The sequence below is a fragment of the uncultured Winogradskyella sp. genome (assembly GCF_937958655.1).
Taxonomy (GTDB): Bacteria; Bacteroidota; Bacteroidia; order Flavobacteriales; family Flavobacteriaceae; genus Winogradskyella.
Genome location: NZ_CALGNH010000041.1, coordinates 1 through 25,743, shown reverse-complemented (window position 1 = coordinate 25,743; position 25,743 = coordinate 1). Strand labels below are relative to the sequence as shown.

At 35.3% G+C, this 25,743-nt stretch carries 26 protein-coding genes and 1 pseudogene; 10 read left to right on the top strand and 17 right to left on the bottom strand.

Annotated features, from left to right (window positions below; genetic code table 11):
- Positions 1-193: 193 nt before the first annotated feature.
- A complete protein-coding gene (locus tag Q0800_RS08960) occupies positions 194-595 on the bottom strand; it encodes a TerB family tellurite resistance protein (RefSeq protein WP_299129007.1) in 402 nt (133 codons plus the stop codon).
- A 242-nt stretch (positions 596-837) separates the two neighbouring features.
- Between Q0800_RS08960 and Q0800_RS08955 the strand changes: the two genes are divergently transcribed.
- The 7 genes from Q0800_RS08955 (at position 838) to Q0800_RS08925 (ending at position 6,228) form a co-directional block, all read left to right on the top strand.
- Positions 838-1,080: a DUF1456 family protein gene (locus tag Q0800_RS08955; protein WP_299129006.1), complete on the top strand. Its 243-nt coding sequence runs from the start codon at positions 838-840 to the stop codon at positions 1,078-1,080.
- 196 nt (positions 1,081-1,276) lie between these two features.
- Complete coding sequence (locus tag Q0800_RS08950; RefSeq protein WP_299129005.1) at positions 1,277-1,450, top strand: hypothetical protein; 174 nt, start codon at positions 1,277-1,279, stop codon at positions 1,448-1,450.
- Between the two features lie 212 nt (positions 1,451-1,662).
- Positions 1,663-2,163: a hypothetical protein gene (locus Q0800_RS08945; RefSeq protein WP_299129004.1), complete on the top strand. Its 501-nt coding sequence runs from the start codon at positions 1,663-1,665 to the stop codon at positions 2,161-2,163.
- Between the two features lie 239 nt (positions 2,164-2,402).
- The gene (locus Q0800_RS08940) at positions 2,403-2,912 is read left to right on the top strand and encodes a hypothetical protein (protein WP_299129003.1); all 510 of its coding nucleotides are present in this window, start codon (positions 2,403-2,405) and stop codon (positions 2,910-2,912) included.
- A gap of 255 nt (positions 2,913-3,167) precedes the next feature.
- Positions 3,168-4,970: a hypothetical protein gene (locus Q0800_RS08935; protein WP_299129002.1), complete on the top strand. Its 1,803-nt coding sequence runs from the start codon at positions 3,168-3,170 to the stop codon at positions 4,968-4,970.
- Between the two features lie 152 nt (positions 4,971-5,122).
- Complete coding sequence (locus Q0800_RS08930; RefSeq protein WP_299129001.1) at positions 5,123-5,392, top strand: hypothetical protein; 270 nt, start codon at positions 5,123-5,125, stop codon at positions 5,390-5,392.
- An 80-nt stretch (positions 5,393-5,472) separates the two neighbouring features.
- The gene (locus Q0800_RS08925; protein ID WP_299129000.1) at positions 5,473-6,228 is read left to right on the top strand and encodes a T9SS type A sorting domain-containing protein; all 756 of its coding nucleotides are present in this window, start codon (positions 5,473-5,475) and stop codon (positions 6,226-6,228) included.
- 102 nt (positions 6,229-6,330) lie between these two features.
- Here the strand turns inward: Q0800_RS08925 and Q0800_RS08920 are convergent, their stop codons facing one another.
- From Q0800_RS08920 to Q0800_RS08910, 3 genes are all read right to left on the bottom strand, one after another.
- Positions 6,331-7,329, bottom strand: coding sequence for a T9SS type A sorting domain-containing protein (locus Q0800_RS08920; RefSeq protein WP_299128999.1), 999 nt, complete (start codon positions 7,327-7,329; stop codon positions 6,331-6,333).
- A gap of 115 nt (positions 7,330-7,444) precedes the next feature.
- Entirely contained in the window at positions 7,445-8,635 is a 1,191-nt protein-coding gene (gene sucC, locus Q0800_RS08915) for an ADP-forming succinate--CoA ligase subunit beta (protein WP_299128998.1), read from the bottom strand.
- 132 nt (positions 8,636-8,767) lie between these two features.
- Positions 8,768-9,430 (bottom strand): hypothetical protein, encoded by a 663-nt coding sequence (locus Q0800_RS08910; protein WP_299128997.1) that lies wholly within the window; start codon positions 9,428-9,430, stop codon positions 8,768-8,770.
- 117 nt (positions 9,431-9,547) lie between these two features.
- Between Q0800_RS08910 and lysA the strand changes: the two genes are divergently transcribed.
- On the top strand, positions 9,548-10,753 hold the full coding sequence (gene lysA / locus Q0800_RS08905; protein ID WP_299128996.1) for a diaminopimelate decarboxylase: 1,206 nt from the start codon (positions 9,548-9,550) through the stop codon (positions 10,751-10,753).
- A 209-nt stretch (positions 10,754-10,962) separates the two neighbouring features.
- On the opposite strand, the gene Q0800_RS08900 is transcribed toward lysA, so the two are convergent.
- The 10 genes and pseudogenes from Q0800_RS08900 to Q0800_RS08855 form a co-directional block, all read right to left on the bottom strand.
- Positions 10,963-11,529, bottom strand: a complete 567-nt coding sequence (locus Q0800_RS08900) for a hypothetical protein (protein WP_299128995.1) — start codon at positions 11,527-11,529, stop codon at positions 10,963-10,965.
- Positions 11,530-11,551: 22 nt separating this feature from the next.
- Positions 11,552-12,955 carry a M20/M25/M40 family metallo-hydrolase gene (locus Q0800_RS08895; protein WP_299128994.1) on the bottom strand — a complete coding sequence of 468 codons (1,404 nt, stop codon included), beginning with the start codon at positions 12,953-12,955 and terminating at the stop codon, positions 11,552-11,554.
- Positions 12,945-13,826 (bottom strand): annotated as a pseudogene (locus tag Q0800_RS08890) (PPK2 family polyphosphate kinase). Before Q0800_RS08890 ends, Q0800_RS08895 begins: the two are co-directional and overlap by 11 nt.
- Before the next feature lie 64 nt (positions 13,827-13,890).
- Positions 13,891-15,054, bottom strand: coding sequence for a sigma-54 dependent transcriptional regulator (locus Q0800_RS08885; RefSeq protein WP_299128993.1), 1,164 nt, complete (start codon positions 15,052-15,054; stop codon positions 13,891-13,893).
- A gap of 2 nt (positions 15,055-15,056) precedes the next feature.
- Entirely contained in the window at positions 15,057-15,947 is an 891-nt protein-coding gene (locus Q0800_RS08880; protein WP_299128992.1) for a DUF6268 family outer membrane beta-barrel protein, read from the bottom strand.
- Between the two features lie 4 nt (positions 15,948-15,951).
- The gene (locus tag Q0800_RS08875) at positions 15,952-16,827 is read right to left on the bottom strand and encodes a mechanosensitive ion channel domain-containing protein (protein ID WP_299128991.1); all 876 of its coding nucleotides are present in this window, start codon (positions 16,825-16,827) and stop codon (positions 15,952-15,954) included.
- Positions 16,828-16,830: 3 nt separating this feature from the next.
- Complete coding sequence (locus tag Q0800_RS08870; protein WP_299128990.1) at positions 16,831-18,150, bottom strand: ABC transporter permease; 1,320 nt, start codon at positions 18,148-18,150, stop codon at positions 16,831-16,833.
- Positions 18,151-18,152: 2 nt separating this feature from the next.
- Complete coding sequence (locus Q0800_RS08865) at positions 18,153-19,079, bottom strand: ATP-binding cassette domain-containing protein (RefSeq protein WP_299128989.1); 927 nt, start codon at positions 19,077-19,079, stop codon at positions 18,153-18,155.
- 269 nt (positions 19,080-19,348) lie between these two features.
- Positions 19,349-20,464 (bottom strand): molecular chaperone DnaJ, encoded by a 1,116-nt coding sequence (gene dnaJ, locus Q0800_RS08860; RefSeq protein ID WP_299128988.1) that lies wholly within the window; start codon positions 20,462-20,464, stop codon positions 19,349-19,351.
- Between the two features lie 43 nt (positions 20,465-20,507).
- Complete coding sequence (locus Q0800_RS08855) at positions 20,508-21,059, bottom strand: nucleotide exchange factor GrpE (protein ID WP_299128987.1); 552 nt, start codon at positions 21,057-21,059, stop codon at positions 20,508-20,510.
- A 168-nt stretch (positions 21,060-21,227) separates the two neighbouring features.
- Here Q0800_RS08855 and Q0800_RS08850 point away from each other — a divergent pair, with 168 nt between their 5' ends.
- On the top strand, positions 21,228-21,881 hold the full coding sequence (locus Q0800_RS08850) for a YceI family protein (RefSeq protein ID WP_299128986.1): 654 nt from the start codon (positions 21,228-21,230) through the stop codon (positions 21,879-21,881).
- A gap of 300 nt (positions 21,882-22,181) precedes the next feature.
- Here the strand turns inward: Q0800_RS08850 and Q0800_RS08845 are convergent, their stop codons facing one another.
- The 3 genes from Q0800_RS08845 to Q0800_RS08835 all read right to left on the bottom strand — a co-directional run bounded on the left by Q0800_RS08845 (position 22,182) and on the right by Q0800_RS08835 (position 24,489).
- Positions 22,182-23,087: a TIGR01777 family oxidoreductase gene (locus tag Q0800_RS08845; protein WP_299128985.1), complete on the bottom strand. Its 906-nt coding sequence runs from the start codon at positions 23,085-23,087 to the stop codon at positions 22,182-22,184.
- Between the two features lie 179 nt (positions 23,088-23,266).
- A complete protein-coding gene (gene mnmD / locus Q0800_RS08840; protein WP_299128984.1) occupies positions 23,267-23,983 on the bottom strand; it encodes a tRNA (5-methylaminomethyl-2-thiouridine)(34)-methyltransferase MnmD in 717 nt (238 codons plus the stop codon).
- Positions 23,983-24,489 carry a DUF4920 domain-containing protein gene (locus Q0800_RS08835; RefSeq protein WP_299128983.1) on the bottom strand — a complete coding sequence of 169 codons (507 nt, stop codon included), beginning with the start codon at positions 24,487-24,489 and terminating at the stop codon, positions 23,983-23,985. Before Q0800_RS08835 ends, mnmD begins: the two co-directional genes overlap by 1 nt.
- Positions 24,490-24,606: 117 nt before the next feature.
- Here Q0800_RS08835 and Q0800_RS08830 point away from each other — a divergent pair, with 117 nt between their 5' ends.
- Positions 24,607-25,677: a branched-chain amino acid aminotransferase gene (locus Q0800_RS08830; protein ID WP_299128982.1), complete on the top strand. Its 1,071-nt coding sequence runs from the start codon at positions 24,607-24,609 to the stop codon at positions 25,675-25,677.
- Positions 25,678-25,743 lie beyond the last annotated feature (66 nt).

The window sequence follows — 25,743 nt, the reverse complement described above, 5'->3', positions numbered from 1 at the left end:
TTGCGAGGAATGAGGTACGAATTACGAAGCAATCTCATTATTATTAATAAGAAGTTTGAAGAAAAACATCCATTGCTTTTCAATTTTGTTTTCTAAATAATTGGAGAAATTTATGAGATCCCGATAGTCATCGGGATAAGTTCAACTAACTAAATTTAATTCGCCTATCAGGCTTTTAAATTTAGAGTTTAACTTAATTATACTGTACCTTAAAAATATCAATCAAAAAATCTGGCGGAACAATTTTATTAGGAAAGCTGTCCATTAAATCCAAAACACGATTAATAGACTCATGACTTAATCCCATACGCAATCCAAAATTATGAATTTTAATTAATTGCTTTGGCATCACCTTGTGATCTAAATTCATAAGCAGTACCAATCTATGAAACTGAACGATACGCTCGCTATGCGACTTTAAATGTACGTAAGTCACAGGATGTTCAAAGAGGTATTCAAAATCTTCCTTAGATATATCTAACTGTTTAGCAATACTAAAGAGAAAATTATATTCTATGGATTTTATGTTATCATCGGTTTGGGCAAAAGCAATCATTTCGGAAAGCAAGCTCAATTTTTCTGCACGGTTGATCATGATTTAGAGGGAGTTTTAATATATGGTAAAGTTAAAACGACTTATTATTTTATTGTCGTTGATATAATGTATCTTGTCGAAAAATTTTAGGTACTTTGTCGGAATTTTTAATCGTTCATCAAGCTGAAATAGCAGTATTGACTAGGTAAGACAGCTGTTCTGCTTAATAAAAACAGTAAAACTATGAAACAAAATCACACCTCAAATGATCGAAAGTAAATACATTAAGATAAAAGCTATAAATGACCAATAACGATATATTTAAAAAACTTAGAGTCGCCCATAAACTGCGCGATGAAGATATTGTTAAGATTCTAGCTCTGGTCGATTTTAGGATTTCTAAAAGTGAGCTTAACGCTTTTTTTAGGCGAGAAGATCACCCAAAGTATATGGAGTGCGGCGATCAAATTCTTAGAAACTTTCTTAACGGCCTTATTATTCACCTTAGAGGCCCAATGCCTAAAAAGAAAGCTTCAGTTAAATAACTAAGTCTTATTAAGTTTCCTTTTAAGACCATATTTAAACTCATATTAATGTGTACTTACACGTATAGTAAGGCATTAATCTTGGCACTATTTGAACGACAACTAAACGCACACAGATGCATATTGATAATCAATAGAAAAATAGTATCAAACCTATATTTACAATCTGGACAAAAGCAAAATACAGTCAGGCATATTGCCAGATTATGCCATAGAATTTACCGATACACAAGCCTATAACGGTGTGGTTAACTACACCACTTATATTGATACCAACATTTTGGACAGTATCCATAAAACACTCTTTATGGGCAAGGTGGTTGCAGATACCACCTATACACCAACCTTTGACCGTTATGCCTACAACTGAGCACGCGACCGTTTTAATGCCACAAAACCCATATAACTAACACAACCATAACATTAAGTACGGAAAAACCGTAAACAAAACCCACTGAAAACCACTATATTATCCCAAACCCAAATAATTATACTATGAAAACTATTCTGTCATTCCGAACTGTCAGGCTGAGCCTGTCGAAGCCTTGTCGAGGAATCTTTACAATTTTACTGCTCTGTCTTTTGACTTTTATATCCTGCAAAAAGGACGAGGACGATGCTGGCCCAACCGACCCAATAGACCAATTGCCACCAGCAACCCAAACGGGCGAGGGCACCTTTGGCTGCCTAGTTAACGGCGAGCCCTTTGTGGACAACTCTGGCTTCTTTAACTGCTTTTATCAACTCGTGGATGGTGAGTATTATTTTGGGATAGGATCAGATAATGAACAAGCAAACTTATCACAAATAATTATAGGCTCAAATAATAGTCAAATAATTACTAATACGCCTATTGATTTAAACGAAAACACTGATATGCAATTTTACGGTGAAATAAATCTTGATGATATTTCTGGAGATTTTATCACTACCAATTTAGCAGATGGTACTATTGTGTTTACCAATTTTAATACAAATTCAAATATTGTTTCTGCGCTATTTGAATTTACTATACAAATTCCTAGCACTGAGGAAACATTTGAAATAACCGAAGGGCGTTTTGACAGCTTTTTTACACAATAAAAAAAGCCCTGCGTGAACAGGGCTAAACATGCATAAAGATTCACACAATGATCAACCTTAAAACACCTATGGAAAAACTAACTAAAAAAATAAAAATTACGTAGTTATACGTATAGTACCACTACAAATTAAAACCTAGCTTTATACCAAATAAAAATACCATGAAAACACTAAAATCACTTTTGTCCTTGTCATTCCGTACTGGCGAGGCACGAGCGCGATACGGAATCTCATTACTATTGGCAATACTACTATTAACTCTCACAGCCTGCAAAAAAAACGACGAAGCTGGTTGCCAAGGCGTAGACTGCCTACCACCAGCCACACAAACCGGCGAAGACACCTTTGGCTGCCTCGTTAACGGCGAGCCTTTTTTGGACAACTCTGGCTTTTTTAACTGCTTTTACCAGTTGGTAGACGGTGAATATTATTTTGGGATTACAGCTCAGGATAGCGGAAACGAGTACATTCAAATTGACATTGGTTCTTTAAATTCTTCTATCGAAATAGAAACTGAATTGGAACTTAACGAACGTGAGGATGGAAATTTCTATGCGCTGTTGAGTTTTGATTGTATTTGCCCTCAAGGAATGACAAATTCTAATACACCTGGAACTCTGGAAATAACAAAACTTGACCTTACAAATAACATCGTTTCGGGAATATTCAACTTTACCGTGACTAATCCTGATACAGGCGAAACTTATGAAATAACAGAGGGACGCTTCGATAGCTTTTTTACACAATAAAATAACAAGACCCACTATGTTGCAGCATAGTAGGTCTCTATTAATTAAACCTAATAAATTAAGTCTAACCTTTACAATTCAAATTTATGACATTTCGACTATGCTCAATGCTTAATAGCATTGACCTTGGCACTTTGCAGCCAACAATTAACCGCGCAGATGCATGTTGATAACCAATGGAAAAACGTTATCAATCCTTATTTTTAGCATCTCGATAAATCCAAAATACAATCAGGTATATTGTTGGATTATGCCATGGAATTTACAGATGTCCAAGCCTATAATGGTGTCATTACTGATACCACCTATATCGATGCCAACATTCTAGGCAGCATCTACAAAACGCTCTTTATGGGCAAGGTAGTGGCAGATACTACGCATACACCGCTGTTTGATAAACATGCTTACAATTGGGCACGCGACCGTTTTAATGCTACCAAAGATAGCACTGGTGTTTACGTATTATCTGGTCTTCTATATAATTACCAAACCTTGGATGAAGATGCCTTGGCACAGAACAGGATTACCGTAAGCAACAATAAATACTACGATAAGTATGTTGGTGGCGTATGGCAAAACCCTTATGAGACCAAACAGACCTTTGCCCTAACACCACCCATACTCCACAGCCGTAGTAAGAACGTGTATTTTAAACTGCCCACAGAACTGTTTCTATCCAATATGGACGCCCAAATCGCCAGCATACAGTTAAATGCAGACAATGGCCAAGGCTACCAAAACCTACCGTTTGACACCTCAGTACCCTTACAGTTTTACAAAAACAAGATACACAACCTTACGTTTAAGATTACCTTGAGCGATAATAGCGTACTGTATTGCCGTAGCAAGTTTAAGATAGATGACCCTGTTTTAGATAGGCAATTTGCCAAAGGTGCTATTGAGGTCAATGACGAGCACGTTTATATCTTTGAAGATGGTAACTTTTTTAATGCGGCATGGTTGACCATTCGTCGTATTCCTGGAAATGATGACATTACAAGACCACTCATTATTGCAGAAGGTCTAGACACGGGCAACTTTACCGCACCAGAGGATTTTGGTGGTGAGACTACTTTACAAAACTTCCTTGGTTCAATCAATAACTCTGGTAACTTACTTCCTCTACTTGATGTTAATAATAATGCCAATGACTACGACCTTATCTATATCGATTGGGTACGTGGTATGGGAGATCTACGAGACAACAGCCGTGTACTGGAGGAGGTCTTGGAGTGGGTCAACGCCAACAAGGTGGGCAACGCGCAAAACGTACTCTTGGGTCAAAGTATGGGTGGCGTTATTGGCCGCTATACCTTGGCACGTATGGAAAATAATAATGATGCTCATGATGTACGGCTGTTTGTCGCTCACGATAGCCCAATGCAAGGTGCTAATACTCCGCTATCCGTTCAGCACTTCGCAGCACACATGAGGGAAGAATACGCAAGCTCACCATTATTGTGGATAAACGGTGAGGTTACCATACCTATTGGATATGGCTTAGCGCAGTTGGGTGTAGATTTTTTAAATTTCTTTGGTGGTAATAATGATGATATCCCTTCTTATATTGCGCCCTCACAATTGTTAAGTTTACAGGATCGGGCTGCTACGAGACAGCTTAATTATTGGTCCGTACATAAAAATGGCGCCAATAACCACGCACAGACCCGTGACTTTAATCTAACTTGGCAACAGACCTTGGAAGACGAGGGGTGGCCAACTCAATCTAGAAACATTGCCATAAGTAATGGCAATGAGTGTACCGTTGACCATGGTTTTTCTCCTGGAGCACAATTTATGGATGTAGACTCTCGTAGCAACCCAGGGTTTTTGTTAGATATGCTAAATTCTGTACTCGCACCTTTAGTGGGATATACAAGATTGGATATTGGATTAACATTAGTTGGAGCCATACCGGGTCAAGGCCGTTGGGAAACTAAATTTGATTTTAACAGTTATAATAACCAAGGCACACAGAACCGTGTATATCGTGGTAGATTGCGCTTTGAGAAAAAAGTACTTTGGATAGGACCAACCATTAAATACGATGTGTTTTAAGAAGTTATTATGCACCAAGTGCAGCATTACCTTTTGATACATACTCAGGAGGTGATGAGAACTTTGAGGATTTTGAAGATGACCTCCCCGACTTATTACCTTCAATAGATTTTATAAATCCAAGATATGGGTTTATACCTGTAGTAAGTGCTTTGGATATAAAAAAGACCAATGGCAATGCCCCTACACCAGATGATTATTTAAAGTCCTACTCTGGTGGTGTACCGCAAGACACAAGTCTCGAGTCTAGTTTTGACGCTTTTATAGTGGATAACCAGCCCAACCAAACCAGAAATAACGAACACCTTTCTTTTCAACAAAGAAATGGTGATTGGCTAGCTACGGAGCTAGAAGCCAACCAACCTGGTAATACCTTCCCTATTGTGGTTTTGTTTGTAATAGTACTGAGATTACCGGTATAGATGCCTTTTGCTTTGGAAACCCTACGTTTTCCTTCCCTGTTGGTGCTGACACCTACAGTTGGAATATTATCTCCACAGGTGTGGTCAATGTTACTTCTGGTACTAATACCAATAGCATTACATTATCTAGAAACGATAATCCTAGCGGACCAGTGACCTTGCGTTTAATCATTGATAGCCAGCAATGTGGTGTTAACAATATGTTGTTTACCAAGGATATCTATGTTGGTTCTCCTATAGTGAGCTCAATTGTAGAGATAGATCCCAATACAATAGACCATATCAGTTCTGGCAATGGTGGCAACTGCCCAGATATTGGCCTAGAGCTTAACTTTGCACCAAGCAACCAAGATGTCTTAGAAATAGATTGGGAAAAGATCACTACAGATGTGACATGGTCTCGTGATTTTGATGATTATATCGACAGATATGTCATTCTATACCCTAACTGTAACAAGGACTTTGAGTTTAGAGTAAGGACACGGAACATATGTGGATGGTCCGATTGGCAAAATCTCACCTATACCATAAACTCATGTGCTGGGGATTGTGGTGGTAGCTCTCCCGAAACATTATCTTCAAATTATTTCGAAGTTTACCCTGTACCTACAAGTGATAATCTTACAGTAAAGATTAAGTCTGTGCCAGACGGCACTATTGACCCCAACCTTAACTTTAACATTCAATTGTTTAATAGTTCTGGTATTTCGGTTTATAATACCACTTCTGCCTTTAACTCTACTACCTTTGATGTGTCTGGGTTTTTAACTGGAACTTATACCTTAATGCTATCGCACAACGGCACAACAGAAAGTTTTCAAGTTATTATAAATTAGAATATTAGATTGTTTCTTATAAGAAATCCACAAGTTTTATATCAGAGCTTGTGGGTTTTGTTTTGTAATTCTTTTTGCTTATAGTTGAAATCAATAAAACGCTTATTGCTTTATAAACTTTCTAACCGTGTACCCAACCTCTGTATTAATAATTACAGAGTAAAATCCACTTTCTAGTTGATTGGTGTTTACTATATTGTTTTTTGACTCTAGTACCGTCCTACCATTAACATCAATAAAAGTTAGCGATTCAATGACCATATTAGTTGGTAATTCAATATGTAACATATCCTTAACTGGGTTTGGATAAAGCTTAACTGATTCTAACCTTTCTTCTGTATTATCAACAGATAAGGTATTTGTAATTAAGGCTTCTGACGTAGAAAATGAATCATTAACACCTAAACTATTCACTACAACTGTACCTTCTGTACTCCTAAAGACAAGCGCTCCATCAGAATCTTTATAATAATTATAACTAACTATGTCCACCGATCCTGGGAAGATCCCAGATATAGTAAAACTAATATTTTGCTCTGTTTTAATGCGCGTAACAGCTTCATTAAAATTACCTAAACCAGCTACATCAAAGGTTAATATACCAAAAGCTTCAACTTCTGTGGTTATAGTCCCTGTATAATTTGGAGATTGCCCTTGTGCCATAAGTTGACCTGCAATAGCGTCTACGGAAGCAGCATTACCAAAACTTAGTGGATAAGTTCCTAGTAAGGCATTATCCGAATTGTAATCTATAGTAAACTCAGCATTACTAGCACCTATTAAGGACAATGTTGAACCATCTACTTGGTAGAACGCTTTGTTCTCATTCATTGCCTCATCTGTGATTGTAAGTACTTCTGTTGTCCCAGGATAGGCTGAAGATTCAGCTGTTGTAGGCGGCGCAAAGGCATCTGTATTAGTACCAGAGGCTGTTAAACCTGTAAAGGTCCAAATAGCATTTGCGCCTGCTGGACTATGATCTATAGAACCCGAAACAATAGCATACTGCGATAAAGGTACACTGAAGTAATTAGTAATGGTCTCCTGAGCGTTAACCTTAACTATTAAAACTATAAAAGGAATTAGTAATCTTACTTTCATGATAACGTTTTTTAATTATGAGTTAAAGTTACTAAAAGCCATGGGACTAAAGAGGTTTAAAACAAAAAAAGCCCACTGAGCGTGGGCTTAAAATTATAATTAATGTCAATAGGTATTAACTCAAAACCTCTTGTACTTTATCCGCAGCTTCTTGGAATTCTGTAGCACTCAATACATCCAATCCAGAATTATCAATTAATTCTTTAGCGATATCAGCATTTGTTCCTTGTAAACGTACAATAATTGGCACGTTGATATTGCCCATGTTTTTATAGGCATCAATAACCCCTTGCGCTACACGATCACAACGTACAATACCACCAAAAATATTAATCAAAATGGCTTTTACCGCAGGATCTTTTAAGATGATTTTAAATGCAGCCTCTACTCTAGCAGCATCAGCGGTACCACCAACATCTAAGAAGTTAGCTGGCTCTCCACCTGCTTGCTTAATTAGATCCATAGTTGCCATAGCTAAACCAGCACCATTTACCATACAACCTACATTACCATCTAAATCCACATAGTTTAAGCCTAATTCACCAGCTTCAACCTCAATAGGATTTTCTTCACGCTTATCTCTTAAAGCTGCTAAATCCTTGTGTCTAAATAATGCATTGCCATCTAAAGTGACTTTAGAGTCTACAGCCATTATTTTATCATCACTGGTTTTTAAAACCGGATTGATTTCAAATAAAGACGCATCAGACTTAACGTAAGCCGTATATAATGTTGATACGAATTTTGTCATCTCCTTAAATGCCGTACCAGATAAGCCTAAATTAAAAGCTACACGACGCGCCTGAAACCCTAAAAGTCCCAATGCAGGATCTACTTCCTCTGTAAATATTAAATGAGGTGTTTCTTCAGCAACAGTTTCTATATCCATACCACCTTCGGTAGAATACATAATCATATTTTTTCCGTTAGCTCTATTTAAGAGAACAGACATATAATATTCTTCGGGTTCATTATCTCCAGGATAATACACGTCCTCTGCAATTAATACTTGATGTACTTTTTTGCCCTCAGCTGAAGTTTGAGGAGTTACCAAATTCATTCCTATGATTTGATTTGCAATGTCTTTAACTTCATCTAGATTTTTGGCAAGTTTTACTCCACCACCTTTACCACGCCCACCTGCATGAACTTGAGCTTTAATAACATGCCAGCCTGTACCAGTCTCTTCAGTTAGTTTTTTTGCAGCAGCTACGGCTTCATCTGCACTTTGTGCTACAATACCTCGCTGAATTCTAACTCCAAAACTGCTCAGTAATTCTTTCCCTTGATATTCGTGTAAATTCATAATAAATAGTCTATTTCTTATTCCCTTGTATTAGGAATTTTCAAATTTATTTTGTGGCACAAAAATACACATACCCAATCGTTAAACCAATAAATTTAATTTGATTTTTTGAGAAGCTAACAAAAGTTAGACTTATACCTTATTTAAATTTTTAATGATAGAGAAGGCACTATCAACAACTTTATCTTCAACAACAATTGTAAACTCATTAGTTGTAGAAATTACTTCATAAAGCGGTACATTTTGCCAAGCCAAACGTTTTAAAATCTGGTAATATAAACCTGCAACTTTGGTGTTATTTTTTGGTAGAATTAAACTTATGGCAGACAGATGCTCTTTTAATTGTAGACATTCTTCCCCTTTAAAACACGCTAACATATTCTGTTTCTCAGAACTTGATATAATAACATTACTCTCTAAAATACCTCTGGTAAATGTGTAGAATATATAAGATTTATTTTTTATTTCATTTAAAATTTTTGCCTGACTATCAATTAAACTATTAGAATTTCTAAACGTAAAGTCGCTTAAATTAGAGCGTAACGTAATATCTCCTAACTGCTCAAGGAGCGTATTTAATTTATAATAAGGTTTACTTATAGTTAATTTATCCTTATATCTGCGCAAAGCCATCATTATAGCACCAGTTTTTACCGAACGTCCCAACTGATCCGAAACGTCTTTTTGCAGCACACTTGCCAATGCAGAATAATTAATTATTTCCTTAGAAATAGCCTCTTCTAAAAATGGTTGTTCTAGTACAATATTTTCTACACACGACGCTATAGTTTTCATAAGCGATAGTTGTTAATTATTTAACATTATGTGCAAATTTAGTAAATTATGATTAAATAATTTTTTAGCGTTAAGCTTCAAACTAGTTTTGCGACTTAATTTAGGAACCTAAAAATTATGAACAATAACACCCTTTTAAACATTGCCAAGGAATTTGGAAGTCCTGTTTATGTGTATGATGCCGATACCATCATTAACCAATATAAGCGCTTAACAAACGCATTTAATAAAGTTAAGAATTTAAAGCTTAATTATGCTGTAAAAGCTTTATCTAATATTTCAATACTTAAATTGTTTAATTCTTTGGGTTCTGGTATAGATACGGTATCCATACAAGAGGTACAATTAGGTCTAAAAGCTGGGTTTAAACCAGAACGTATCATCTTTACACCAAATGGTGTTTCCTTAGAAGAGATTGAAAGTGTTGCCAAACTTGGAGTTCAGATTAATATAGATAACCTGTCGATTTTAGAACAATTCGGAACCAAATATCCAAATATTCCTGTTTGTATTCGCATTAACCCTCATGTTATGGCAGGTGGCAATACCAATATTTCCGTAGGACATATTGATAGTAAATTTGGTATTTCAATTCACCAAATCCCTTTATTGATTCGTATCGTTGAAAATACAGGTATGCACATTAATGGTATTCATATGCATACCGGAAGTGATATTTTGGATATTGATGTTTTTCTCTATGCCAGCGAAATTTTATTTGAAACTGCAAAAAACTTCAAAAATTTAGACTTTATAGATTTTGGATCTGGTTTTAAGGTTCCTTACAAACCTGGCGATATTGAAACTAATATTGAAGAATTGGGCAAAAAATTATCTAAAAGGTTCAACGACTTCTGTAAATCTTATGGTAAAGATTTAACTTTAGCGTTTGAGCCAGGAAAATTTTTAGTGAGTGAAGCTGGGGTATTCTTAGCAAAGGTGAATGTTGTTAAACAAACCACGTCTACTGTTTTTGCTCAGGTAGATTCGGGATTCAATCATCTCATAAGACCAATGTTATATGGCTCGCAACATGAAATTCTCAATATTTCTAACCCTAAAGGAAGAGAGCGCTTTTATTCTGTGGTAGGTTATATCTGTGAAACAGATACGTTTGCTAATAATAGGCGCATTAATGAAATTAACCAAGGTGATATTTTATGCTTTAAAAATGCAGGTGCTTATTGTTATTCTATGGCTAGTAACTATAATTCGCGCTATCGTCCTGCCGAGGTACTAATTCATAAGGGAGAAGCGCATCTTATTAGAAAGCGCGAAACTTTTGATGATATTCTTAATAATCAGCTTGAAATTAGCATTTAAAAGTAAAAGCGTTGCAGAGTGCAGCGCTTTTTTTTTAGCTAAACAAACATTAAATATATATTTAGACGTTATATTTATTTTACTTGTTGCATCAGTAAAGGGCAGAATAAAGCCTAGTTTTTTCACGTAATACCCAATGACTTTACTAACGCTCTTAACTAGTAAAACCGAATGAATTTGTTTTGGACAACTATGTTAAAAATAAGTATTCACTCATTTACTTTTCCTGTAAAATGGTTCACTTTGGGGTTAATAGGATTCCCAGTAGACCGTCTGTATATTACGAGTTGTCCGCAGTGCCATATAGCATCAGCTATAGGACCATTAACTTGATTCCAAAACGGAATCTCTTGTTCACCAAAAATAATTTTGAATTGTGAAATATCATCACTTGCTCTTAAAATATCTGCGGCTGTTTTAAGGTTATTCAACGTTTTAATTCTCATTTCAGAATATGATAACTCATCTTCAGTTCTAGAGTTTGTTTTTTTTAATGTTGAATTAGCAATGATTTTTGATAAATCATATATGTGCTTTATAGTGGCTTCTGTAGAACGACCTCCTTCATTGGCCTTATAAGCCAAGTCTTTTTCTGTTAAGCCATCACTCGCCCAATAAAAACGAAAACCTAAGGCATCTACCATACGCGCTGCCATTGTACCAGCTGTAAACTCTTTTGGATAGTTAGGCACTTCGTAGTAAGGTAACTCAGTATTAGAAGTTTCTTGCCCAAAACTCAACGAAAACAAACAAATTGCACTAATTAATGAAATCATTCTTGTTTTTAAAAGCATAGTCTTAATCTTTAATTTCCTTTATATTAGTAATCGTTTCAGTACCATATTTATCCATGAGATAGACCAAAGCGGTCATGGTAGCAGCACCAAGCTCTAATTCTCTTTTGTTGACGTGTATAAACGTATCATTTGCCGCATGATGATGATCGAAATAACGTTGTGAATCTGGCCGTAAACCTGCCAATACAATGGCATCATTTTTTAAAGGCCCTATATCTGCACCGCTTCTTCCTTGTTCAAAATAGTGAATTAAATAAGGCTTAAAAAGTGGTTTCCAGTCTTCAATTTTAGAAAATATTAAATCACTACAATCAAAACTAAAGCCTCGTGGTGTAAATCCGCCAGCATCACTCTCTAGAGCAAAGACGTGCTTTTCATTCTTAGCTTTGGCTACTTCAGCATATTTTCTTCCTCCTCGTAAACCATTTTCCTCATTCATAAAGAGCACTACTCTAATACTACGCTTAGGCTTAATTCCGCTCTTCTTTAATAAACGTAACACGTCCATAGATTGCACTACACCTGCACCATCGTCGTGCGCTCCATCTCCTAAATCCCAAGAGTCTAAATGACCTCCTACAAGCATATACTCATTGGGAAACTCGCTACCTGTGAGCTCTCCAATAACATTATAAGATTGTACATCTTCAAACTGTTTGCAACTCATTTCAAAATGAAATAAAAGATCTTTATCGTTCTTTAATGCCTCACTTAACTTTACGGCATCATTGGTACTAATGGCGGCTGAAGGAATCCGTTGTACAACAGGCAAGTCACCATAACTCATACTCCCTGTATGAGGGTAATCATCTTGCCGCGAACTCAAAGAACGCACAATGGTACCAACAGCTCCATACTGGGCAGCTTCGGCCGCTCCTCGGTAACGTTCTACAGAACAACCTCCATAGGCCTGAAAGGTATTGACCAATTCTTGCTCCCAAGATCGGTTAATAAATACAATTTTTCCTTTAATATTTTCTTCACCTAGTGCTTCTAAATCTTTATAGGTAGCAACTTCAATCACTTTTGCTTTGGTTCCTTTTTCTGGTGTTGCTACTGAGCCACCTAAGGCACAAATATTAACCTTATGTATGGTTCCTGAACTCTGAAAATAAGCCATCTCTTGCTGACCTCTAACCCACTTTGGTACCATGACTGGTTGCAACCAAACTTTATCTAATCCAAGCTTTTCAAGTTCGGATTTTGTGTATTGCACAGCTAACGCTGCATTGGTAGAACCCGATAAGCGTCCTCCAATAGTATTAGATAAATAATCTAGCCATTGGTAACTATGTCCGTTGGTGAGCGACGTTTTATAAATAGTCTTTAAAATATCCTCATCGGATTGGGCATTATTATATGTAACAAAACACAATAAAACCAGGGTTATAAATCTAGTTTTCATTTTCTAATTCGTTTTTATATAAATCAATATTGGCTTTTTCCTTGGCAGGTAACTCAGGTTCTTCTATGTCGGAATAGGTTTTTAAAGTCTCTAATAAAATTTTTGCGACTAAATACCTTGCCGTTGGCTTATCATCTGCTGGAATATTAAACCACGGTGCATGTACTTTAGAGCTTCTATTCAACACATCTTCATAACAATGTTGGTATTTGTCCCAAAGTTTACGCTCTTTAAGATCATCTGCTGAAAATTTCCAATTTTTATCTGGTCGGTTTAAGCGTCGTAAAAGCCGATTCTTTTGCTCACCTTTAGAAAGATTTAAAAAGAACTTAAATATTATAGTACCATTGTCTGCAATATGTTTTTAAAAATTATTGATTTCCTGAAAACGTCTGTCCCAAAAGGCATCGTTAACATCTTCTACCGAATTAATGCCTGGCATATTCTCGTACATTAAGTAGTTAGGATGTACACGTGTTACTAATACATTTTCGTAATGTGTTCTATTAAAAATTCCGAATTTACCTCTGGCAGGTAAGGCCAGATAATGCCGCCACAAATAATCGTGTTTTAACTCTAAATCTGTTGGTTTTTTAAAACTATGGGCTACTATGCCTCTAACATTAAATTCTTTAAACACCTCGCGTATTAAACTATCTTTACCTGCGGTATCCATGCCTTGTATACAAAATAAAACAGAATACTTACCGTGCGCATACATAGCGTTTTGTATATCTGCCAAGTCTTTACTGACTGCCCTTAAAGCTGTTTTAAGTTCTTTTTTATCGGCTTGCAGGTCAACTTTTGTTGGTAAGTCTTTAATGCTGATTTTAGATTTTATTTTAAAATCTTGTATATCTATTATTTTCATGTTTTTAAACTTTGCTTCACTAAATCTTTAGACTACGCTCTAGATGACAGTGGTGTTAACATTATTATTTTGAAGCAAATGAATTTACATCTGCTTCGCTTACTTCTGTTCCTCCTAAAATAATGAGGCGTTCAACGACGTTACGTAACTCTCGTATATTCCCTGTCCAGTCATAATCTTGCAATAATTTGATAGCTTTTGCAGAAAATGATTTTTTGGCCGTGCCTTGTTCATTAGAAATCTTTTCTGCAAAATAATCAACCAGAAGCGGGATATCTTCGCGTCTATCATTTAAGGCTGGGACTTCTATTAAAATAACGGCCAATCTATGGTACAAATCTTCTCTGAATTTTCCGTCTGCAATTTCTTTTTTAAGATTCTTATTGGTTGCTGCAACAACTCTTACATTTACTTTGATGTCTTTATCACTACCTACGCGCTGAATTCTGCTTTCTTGAAGCGCCCTTAATACTTTAGCCTGAGCTGATAAACTCATATCTCCAATCTCATCCAAAAATATAGTACCACCATTTGCGGCTTCAAATTTACCAGCTCTATCTTTATTGGCAGATGTAAAAGCTCCTTTTACATGCCCAAACAATTCGCTTTCTATCAGTTCACTCGGAATGGCAGCGCAATTAACCTCAATCATAGGGCCTTTAGAACGTTCGCTTTTTTGATGTAACCAATGTGCTACGAGTTCTTTACCTGTGCCATTAGGACCAGTAACTAATACTCGCGCATCTGTTGGTGCAACTTTATCTATCATTTCTTTAATACGGCCTATAGCGCTACTCTCTCCTATCATTTTGTAGTTTTTACTCACTTTCTTTTTGAGCATTTTATTTTCTACAACCAGTTCTTTTCTATCTAACGCTATCCGTACTGTATTTAATAATCGGTTTAAATCTGGTGGTTTAGAGATATAGTCAAACGCCCCCAAGCGCATTGTATTTACGGCAGTGTCTAAGTCGCCATGGCCAGAAATCATTACCATTGGTATTTCTGGTTTAATTTTTTTTACCGCTTCTAATACTTCTACTCCATCCATTTTTGGCATCTTTATATCGCAAAGCACCAAATCATAATCGTTCTTTTTAATTTTTTCTATACCCGCTAATCCGTCTTCTGCTTCTTCAACTTTATAAGTGTCATTTTCTTCTGAAAGAATTTTAACTAAAACTCTTCTTATCGCAGATTCATCTTCAATTATTAATATTTTTGACATTGTTATATTTTAAATTTTATTCCTGTTCTTAGATAAAAACTGTTTAAATCATTTAACTTAAAGACTTCGTTTCTATCTCCATCTCTTAGTACATTATTTAACCGAAATGTATAGCCTGTATAGGCATAAGCTACTAAATGTTTGGTAAATAAATATTCGTAGCCCAGACCGCCAACAATAACCGACAGCGATATATTATCTACTTGTCTGCCGTTTACCAAAGACGGTTCTTGTAAATGTGCAAAATAACCATCTAGCCCCACAAAAGCTTGAACGGTATTTTTTGCATCAAAAAATCGCTTTATATTAGACTTAGGCACACCAACTGAAAAGGCCCACTTTTCATTAGGCCTTCTGTAGTAACTTACAAATGGTAGAGGAAAAGGCAAACCTGTACTGGCATTAAATGTTAAGCCCATAATTAAACGGTAAGGTCTTTTTGAACTTTCATCTTTGGTTCTGTCGTTTATTGCAAAGGCACCACCGTTTAAAAAAAAGTCATCTCCAGTAATTTTTGTGGTTAAAGAGGATGCTATTCTAGGACTAAATTTAAAACCTAGTCTCCACTTTTCGCTAGTTTTAAAGGTATACGCAAAATTTAAATCTATAATGGTTATAGAATTTAACAATGATGTATCAAAGGGATATCTATCATTGAGGTTTAGAATAATACGATTATATTCTGCTCCCACAATAAAATAACAATCTTCTTTGGTCTCAATAGGATAATTTAGCGATAGTCTTAAACGTGTGTATTGATCTTCGGAACTTTTACTCGGGATATATGAATACTCTAAACGCGCTAAGTCTGTAAGTTGGGCTTCAGCAAATTGTGCACAAAATAGTATGACAATTATGAGTAATTTAAAATATTTATTTAGGCTTAAAGTCATTCTGTTATTTTTCAATAATATGTACATCGCGTTGTGGAAATGGAATACTAATCTTATGTTCTTTAAAAAGTCTGTTTATTTCAAATCTAATATCACTCTTTGGAAAAGTAGCCTTAAAACTATCAGCAAGTGTAAATACTAATCTAAAGTTAAGGGAACTATCTCCAAAATCTGTAAAAATAACATTAGGCTCTGGTGAAGATATAACATCTGGATGCGTACTTGCAGCCTGCAGTAGCAATTTTCTTACTAGCTCTACATCACTCCCATAAGCAACGCCTACTGTAATATTCTCTCTGGTTAAAGACCCGTTTTGGGTCCAATTATAGAGGGTATTTGTTAAGTATAGGTGATTGGGTATTATTAATACTTTATTATCTATAGTTACAGCTCGTGTTGTTCTTAATTTAATTTCTTCTACTCTTCCGATCTTACCTTCTAACTCTATAATATCACCGACATGTACGGTTTGATCTATAAGAATAAAAACTCCCGAGATAATATCTTGAAATAGCGTCTGTAAGGCTAAACCAATTCCTATAAGTAATGCTGCTGACGCTGCAAAAACTGCGGTAACATTAACACCTACAGAATGTAAGGTAATTAGAAAAATAACAAGGTAAACCAACCATCTAAAATAACCGTAGACTACATTAAATTTTCCTTTGTCGTTTTCGGGCAACTTGCGTGTTAAAATTTTAAATATAACTCTAAGAAAGAGCGAAGTAATAAAAATTACGGTAACTAAAATGATGACATCAAATATTGAAATACTAATATTATCACCAATATTAAAATGCATGGACAGCACGTTACTTGTTTTTTCCCAAACTGTACTTTCGGTAATACTTTCTTCTATTTCTTTTAGGTCCTGAAGCATATATTAATATTTAAGCCACTTAAATATTTCTTTATAGGTAGGCTTTTTGCCATACATTAATATACCAACACGATATATTTTAGCCGCAAACCAAACCGCAAATAAAAACGTACCAATAAGAAGCAATAAGGATATGCCTTGTTGCCAAAGCGGTACACCAAAAGGTATACGCATTAACATAACAACGGGCGAGGTAAAAGGTATAAATGAAAATACGGTTGATACCGTTCCGTGAGGATCTTCAATAACCGTAAACACACCCACATAAACTGCTAATATTAAAGGCATTAATATAGGCAGCATAAATTGTTGCGTATCGGTTTCGTTATCCACTGCAGCACCTATGGCCGCATATAAACTACTATAGAGTAAATAACCACCTATAAAAAAGAAAATAAATGCAAATACTAAATTAAGCATTGGTAAGTTACCAATTGCTGTTATAACATTTTCTACCATAGCTTGAGCTCCTTCAGCTTGCATTGCTTGGTTCATTAATTCTTGCTGTGGTGTAGATGCTTGGCTCAAATCAATACCAAATATGGCAGAAACTACGACCATTAAAACACCTCCCAAAATAACCCAAATTGCAAATTGGGTGACACCAGCTAATGAGGTACCAACTATTTTGCCTAGCATTAATTGCACCGGCTTTACCGATGAAATAATCACTTCTATAATTCTACTGGTCTTTTCCTCAATAACACTGCGCATTATCATATTACCATAAATGATTATAAACATAAACAAGAGGTAACCTGCAATACCACCAAATGCCAGTTTTATAACATTATCGATTTTAGATGTTTTTTCGCCTTCAAAACTTTCTTGAGCAATATTAACATATGTTTTTGAAGCTTCAATCTGCTCTAAAGTTACACCGTCATTCTGAAGTTTCATTTCGCGCAACCGTTTTTCAATTTTACGTTCTAAACTAGATATTATGGTTAAGGATGGTGAGTCTTCAGAATAAAACTTAATATTCTTTGATACAGCCTCTAGCTCATTAACCTTGGCGATATGCAGTAATCCATAATCTTCTTTTTTCTTGACCAAAGTAATTGCATCTTTAAGATTTAAACCCATATTGGACAAATCTGAATAGGTCGTATTATCTGTATTTTTAAATACACCATCTAAAAAACCCGTTTCGTCCAAAATGGAAATAGTACGCAGTTTATCGTTATTTAACTGCGATAAATAAGCAACAACAGCAATTAGTGCAATCATAATCAATGGACTTAAAAATGTCATGATTATAAATGACTTATTTTTAACTTTAGTCAAATATTCACGCTTTATAATTAGAGGTAAATGATTCATGCTTAATTATTTTTTACAGTTTGAATAAAAATATCATTAGCCGTTGGTATCACCTCTACAAAGTGGTGCACTTCGGCTTTAGAAGCTAAAAATGTAAGTAAATCATTTGATGATGTATTCTCATCAATTTTTACATTAAGTTTAATATCATCATTCAAATTTCTAAATGTTGCTGGTAATACTTTAAATCGTTCTTTTATTTGGTTAACTACCATATCACTGTTGTTTGACTGCAAACCGACTTCAAAAGTATTGGTTTTATACTGGCGTTTTATATCATTTAATTTGCCATCTAATATTTTGTTTGATTTATGAATTAACGCTATGTGGTCGCATAACTCTTCAACGGACTCCATGCGGTGTGTAGAAAAAATGACTGTAGCACCTTCGTCTCTAAGTTGAAGAATTTCATCCTTTATAAGATTTGCATTTATGGGATCAAAACCAGAAAAAGGTTCATCAAATATTAAAAGTTTTGGTCTGTGCAAAACCGTTACTACAAACTGAATTTTTTGGGCTTGTCCTTTACTGAGTTCTTGAATTTTCTTATTCCACCAATCACCAATTTCTAATTTATCGAACCAATATTTTAGTCTCTTTTTGGCTTCGGACTTAGACATTCCTTTTAATTGCGCCAAGTAAAGCGCCTGCTCACCAACCTTCATAGATTTGTACAAACCGCGTTCTTCTGGCAAATAACCAATGTCTTTAACATGCTCTGGTTTTAGTATTTGTCCGTCTAAGTTAACAGTACCACTATCTGGCATTGTTATTTGATTTATAATACGAATTAGTGTGGTTTTACCTGCACCATTTGGACCGAGCAGCCCAAATATACTGCCTTTAGGGACAGCAATAGACACTTCGTTTAGTGCTTTAAAATTTCCAAAGTTTTTAGACACGGAATCAGCAACTAATAAGTTATTCATAAACGATATGGAATTATATTGGTTAGTTAGTAAAGATATTAAATGTATTACGTTTTTAAAGCATAACATGTGTAACTTATATGACTTTACTGTTAAGGTTAAAAATAAGACTTACACTTCGTACAGAAAAACAAACAAGCTTATAAAAACAAAACCCACCCTTACGGTTAGATAAGGATGGGAAAAAATTGCTATGAAAAAGAAAAATTATCGCTAATTAGCATTAGCGATAATCCAAATATACTATTTTTTCTTAAACAGAAGTGTTTTTAAGAAAACATATCTTTTACTTTTTCAAAAAATGATTTATCAGAACTTTCTGGTTTTGGCTCAAAATGCTCGTCTGTTCTCATACTCTCAAAAAATTCTTTTTGCTTTTTATTTAAGGTTTTTGGTGTCCAAACATTAATATGTACTAATAAATCGCCTTTACCATAACCGTTAATACTAGGAATACCTTTACCTCTTAATCTTAGTATTTTCCCAGATTGCACACCAGCTTCAATTTTTATACGGACTTTACCTGTAACGGTATCAATTTCTTTAGAGGTTCCTAATACCGCATCTGGTAAACTCACGTACATATCGTAATGCAGATTATCACCTTCGCGCTTTAAGTTAGGATGTTCTTCTTCGGCAATTACAACTAATAAATCGCCAGAGATGCCATTACCTGGTGCTTCATTTCCCTTACCTGTAACTTTAAGTTGCATACCGTCTACCACACCTGCAGGTATTTTTACAGCAACGGTTTCTTCTGAAACTTTAAGCCCATGCGCATCTGCATCTGCTGGTTTTTTATCTATAATTTGACCAGACCCACCACAGGTTTGGCAAGGTGCAGACGTCTGCATACGACCAAGAATAGTATTGGTTACTTTAGTAACTTGGCCAATACCATTACAGGTAGTACACGTCTTATACGTTGTACCGTCTGCTTTAAGCTTACGCTTCACTTTAATCTTTTTTTCTACTCCGTTAGCAACATCTTCTAAGGATAAGGTAACACGTATTCTAAGATTACTGCCTTTTACTACACGTCTGCCTCCACCTCCGAAGCCACTAAATCCGCCACCACCAGCAAAGGCGCCACCAAATATATCTCCAAACTGACTAAAGATGTCGTCCATATTCATACCGCCTCCGCCACCGAAGCCACCACCTTCAAAAGCCTGATGACCAAATTGATCGTAACGCGCTTTTTTATCAGCATCACTTAAAACTTCGTAAGCCTCTGCAGCTTTTTTAAATTTTTCTTCAGCTTCCTTATTATCAGGGTTTTTATCTGGGTGATACTTTAAAGCCATTTTACGGTAGGCTTTCTTAATTTCTGAGCTCGTTGCCCCTTTGCTTACTCCTAGTATATCGTAATAATCTTCTTTCATCAAATAACTTATTAATTGTTTCCAACGGGTTGGAAATCATTTTTTATGCCTGACCTATAACAACTTTAGGAAACCGAATCACTTTATCTCCAAGCTTATAGCCGTGCTCTACGACATCTATTATTTTTCCTTTTAAGTCGTCACTAGGTGCTGGAATCTGTGTTACTGCTTCATGATCGTCTGCATTAAACACATCGCCTTTACTAACTTCTATTTTAGACAGCCCTTTTTGCTCTAGTGTATTTAGGAGTTTATTGTATATAAGAAGGACACCTTTGCGTAATTCTTCTGCTTCTTTATCATCTTCAATATGCGTTAAAGCACGCTCAAAATCATCTAATACAGGTAGCATAGCAAGCATAACACCTTCACTAGCTGTTTTAAATAGTTCTATACGTTCTTTATTAGTTCGCTTTTTGTAATTTTCAAATTCTGCAAACAAACGCATAAACTTATCTTTTTCTGCGGCTAATTGCTCTTGCAATTGCTCTTCTACAGATTGCGCTTCCTGTTGTTCTTCATTATCAACTGTAGTCGTTGTAGTTTCTTCTGTTTGAGACGCTTCAACCTCTTTATTTTTATCTTTTTTACTCATTTGAGTTTAATTTTATTTGAATTCTAAATTTTAAATCTTCGATTTAGCGGTGCAAAAGTACTGCCATTATAATAAAAATGTCAAAATGTCATTAACATTTTTTTATAACATCTATGCTAAGTATATCCTTAACTTTGTGCCATTAATTTTAACAAAAAAAACACTAACATGAAAACTTCATTTTTAAAAACCTTATCTATACTAGCCGTAATAGCTTTATGGAGCTGTAAAGATGCTGCTAAAGAAGCAGAAACTACTAAAGCAGAAGACGCAGCTGTTGCAGAGGCAAGTGCTGAAATGTTTATTGCTAACACAGAAAAATCTATGATTGAGTGGAAAGGTTTTAAACCTACAGGATCTCATAATGGTACCATTGCAATTTCTAAAGGCGTTGTTAACGTTAACGATGGCGCTATTGAAAGTGGTAACTTTATAATAGACATGGGCTCTATTGTTGTTACAGATATACCTGCTAAAGAAGAGGGTAATGCAAAATTAAAAGGCCACTTAACTAGTGCTGATTTCTTTGATGTTGAAGCCTATCCTGAAGCTACTTTTGAAGTTACTGGCGTAGATACAAAGGATAATGTAACGATGCTTTCTGGGAATTTAAAACTAAAGGATGCTACTAACAACATTAGTTTCCCGGTGACTACAAGTACTAACGGTAATATTATGACTTTGACTAGTGAAACGTTTTCAATAGATCGTTCTAAATGGAATGTAAAGTATGCCTCTAAATCGTTCTTTGATAATTTAGGTGATAAATTTATTAATGATGATATTGAATTAAAAGTAACATTGGTTGCTGAAAAATCATAAATAGATTTTTTTACATAACAAACAAAAGCACTTACATTTCTGTAAGTGCTTTTTTTCATAGCAATTTTAGCTTTAATAAAATTGCTTACCAACAACCAATCGACATCTTCCTTGTATTGATTATTAGTAGATGTAGCACTGCTGAATTTTTAACACATAAAATCTATTTTGGCATTACTACATTATCTTCAATTAATGAATAACTTTTTTTAAAGTTTTATATCAGTCGCAGTAATAATACCATACTTACTTAACTGAGTTCTTTTACCATTTTTTACCAAATTTCTCTTTAATAACAACTTATAGCAACAAGTCCTCTAATGCTGGTCCTAGGTTTGCATAATTGAAATGAAATCCTTTATTTTCTATTTTTTGAGAACACACACGTTGACTTTCAAACAAAAGCATGTGCATCTCACCAAGTATAAGCTTCATCGCAAATTTTGGAACCTTTGGTAAAATTAATGGTCGTTGTAATACTGTTGCTGCTAGCTTTGTGAGTTCAGTATTTGTTACTGCATTTGGTGCTACTCCATTATAAATCCCTTCTAATTTATTTTGCAAAGCGTACATAAAAATGCGAGCTAAATCGTGCACATGTATCCAACTTTGCCATTGTTTACCTGAGCCCAATGGTGCGCCTGCCCCTAACTTAATAGGCTTAATTAATTCTGGTAACGCACCTCCATCTTTTGCTAAAACAAGGCCAATTCTGATTTTTGCCACCTTACTTCCTAAAGCTTTAAATCCGTCTACAGCGTCTTCCCATTGCTCTACAACTTCTCCTAAAAACGATTCTGAAACCTTGCTATGGTCTTCATTATAATAATTGGTGTAACTTGTTGGGTAAATACCTATTGCACTTGCAGATAGAACATAATCTACCTTATAGTTGTATGTTTTTATAGTGTCTTGTAAAAGTTGTGCTGTTTGCGTTCGGCTTTTAAGGATTACTTTTTTATAACTAGCCGTCCAACGTTTTGAAATTGAAGCACCAACCAAATTTATAATAGCCGAAACACCATTAAAACAGTTGTGATCAATCTCATTATTTCTAGGTTCCCAGTAAAAACCTTTATAATTCTCTTCTTTACTTATCTTGGATTTAGAGGTTGTGAGATAGTGAACTATAATACCATCTGCATGACATAGTTTTACTATTTGCTGCCCTATTAATCCTGTTGCACCTGTAATTAAAACGGTCATTACTTTTCTTTTTTACAAAGATACAACACCACAAAAGCCTTAAGTAAAACTTTAGTTTGGATTTAACGTTTGGTAACTTACATGCGTTTATCTTTTTCGTTTTGCAAAAAATACGAGTTCCTCTAAATGTAGTACGTTTTTAATTTTAAAAAGTTAAAATTCAGCAAATGAAAATTCAATTATACCATTTTACGAGCACGGAGCATTTCACGCTTACCAGGAGGACCAGGTAAACGTTCTACACTAAAGCCTACAGCTTGCATTGCACGTCTTACACTTCCTTTAGCGGAGTAGGTTACCAACACAGCATTGTTTTTCATGGTTTTATACATTATAGCAAAGACGTCCTCTGTCCATAATTCGGGTTGTACACGCGCACCAAAAGCATCAAAATAAACTATATCAAATTCGTTTTTGGAAGCAATATCCTTAAAGAATTTTTGTTGTTTTTCTAATAAAAACCCAGAATGTATTTGGTGTTGAAACTCCCAAGACACGCCATGCATTTTTTCGAATTCAGGTTTGTGGGTCTCAGAAATTAAATTTACATAATTGAGCTGATCTATCTCATTGGCGTCTACAGGATAGGCTTCTACACCAACGTAATTGATATTCTGCTTTAGTTTTTCCGCTTCAATTAAGGTTAAAAACGCATTAAGCCCTGTCCCAAAACCTATTTCTAGGATGTTAATTGGGTGAGATTCTTTGCATGGTTCAGAATGACATTTAACATGAGATACCGAAGAAAATTCTGCACAAAAGTAAAGCAAACCGTGTTTTATAAACACATGCTTTGCTTCTTGTATAGCGCCATGTTTGGAATGGTATTGCTCATTCCAATCTTCTATCTGAATGGATTTGGACCCATCAGATGTGGTAATGATTTTACGTTTCACTATTTCCTTTTAAGCAAAACACCGTCAGCCTCAAACTTGTATTCTAATTTAGGCTCTGTTATGGCTTCAATTTCTTCTTTAGATTTACCAGCATCTTCAGCATAGTGCCTTAACTCCTCTATGGGTGTTTCTGTTACAAAAGCTTTTCCATTAACAACCACCTCTCCTTTTGCATCCAATGGCATAAAGAATCCGTAATCTTTAAACTTTACCATAACTTCTTCGTTATTACCCATATCTAAGGTCATCCAACACCCTTTTTTAGAACAAACATCTGTGATTTTACCTCTCATTTTTACAGGTATTGTATCACCATCTTTAAGACCCTTATAATGCACCATCATACGTTCAGAAGATAGAGCATCTCCATCGGTAATCTCCATACCTATAGAAGTATAAGCAATTTCTTCTTTTAATTTCTGTTTATTTTCTACGGTAGCTTTTGCTTTATCATTGCAAGAAAACAAAACCAATGAGAACGCTAAAAAAACGACTATTTTATTCATTATTAAGTATTTATAATTAATTAAATTCTCCTACAAATTTACAGATTTTAAGGCAATAATCCTTTTTTTTAACGCTTATGATTTTGTAATTTTGTTGCAAAATAAAAGAACTTTTTAATGGCAGAATCAAACACTTTAAAAATCGATATCTCAAAAACTAAAACGTCTAAGATTGACAGCGTTGATTTTAATAATTTAAGTTTTGGCCAAGTGTTTACAGATCATATTTACGAATGTGATTTTGAGGACGGAGAATGGAAAAATCCAAGAATTACTCCATACCAGCCAATTGCGCTACAACCGTCTGCAAAAATTTTCCATTACGGACAATCTATTTTTGAAGGCATGAAAGCTTACAAAGATGCTAATGGCGGTGTGTTTTTATTTAGACCAGAAGATAACTATAAGCGATTAAATCTTTCTGCCCAACGTTTAGCAATGCCACAACTTCCTAAAGCTTTCTTTATGGAAGGTCTCTATGCATTATTAAAACTTGAGCAAGATTGGATACCAAGTGCAGAAGGGAGTTCGCTTTACATTCGTCCTTTTATGATTGCTACAGGAGAGGGATTCCATGCCTCACCCGCAGACTCTTATAAATTTATGATTGCCTTAGCACCTTCTGGGTCGTATTTCTCCGGAAACGTAAAGGTACTTATTGAAGAAAAATATTCTAGATCTGCCAATGGTGGCGTTGGTTTTGCTAAGGCTGGCGGTAACTACGCAGGGCAATTTTACCCAACCCAATTAGCGAAAGACAAAGGTTACCAACAAGTAATCTGGACAGACGATAATACGCACGAGTATATTGAAGAAGCTGGTGCCATGAATATTTTTGCACGTATTAATGACACCTTACTTACTGTACCTACAAGCGACAGAATACTAGATGGTATTACTAGAAAAAGCATTTTAACCATTGCTGAAGCTGAGGGTATTAAAACCGAAGTCCGCAAAATAAAAGTAGAAGAGCTTATTGAAGCCTCTAAAAACGGTAGCCTTAAGGAACTATTTGGTGCAGGTACTGCCGCTGTAGTTTCACCAATTTCAGGCTTTGGCTTTAAAGATAAGGATTACGAACTACCAGAATTAGAGCATACATTTGGCGCACAATTAAAAAAGCGCATCACGGATATACAAACTAACAAAGTAGACGATCCTTTTGGTTGGAGAATCAAGGTACTTTAAAGATTGGTGATTGGTGATTGGTGATTGGTGATTGGTAATTGGTAATTGGTAATTGGTAATTGGTAA